The sequence below is a fragment of the Janthinobacterium violaceinigrum genome, assembly GCF_009208555.1.
Lineage (GTDB): Bacteria > Pseudomonadota > Gammaproteobacteria > Burkholderiales > Burkholderiaceae_D > Janthinobacterium > Janthinobacterium violaceinigrum.
The window spans coordinates 1-255 of the sequence record NZ_WFLI01000142.1 but is presented as its reverse complement, the minus strand read 5'-3'; the positions used below and the strand labels follow the sequence as shown (position 1 = coordinate 255).

Annotated in this window: 1 rRNA gene; it reads right to left on the bottom strand. The window is 53.7% G+C overall.

Features of this window, described 5'->3' with window-relative positions:
- Nucleotides 1-36: 36 nt before the first annotated feature.
- A 16S ribosomal RNA gene (locus GCN75_RS29000) occupies nt 37-255 on the bottom strand; the annotation flags it as partial.

Here is a 255-nt window from a genome sequence, read left to right as displayed (position 1 = left end):
TGCGTGAACCAGTTACCTGATTCGTGCAAACTCTAGAAAGGAGGTGATCCAGCCGCACCTTCCGATACGGCTACCTTGTTACGACTTCACCCCAGTCACGAATCCTACCGTGGTAAGCGCCCTCCTTGCGGTTAAGCTACCTACTTCTGGTAAAACCCGCTCCCATGGTGTGACGGGCGGTGTGTACAAGACCCGGGAACGTATTCACCGCGACATGCTGATCCGCGATTACTAGCGATTCCAACTTCATGCAGT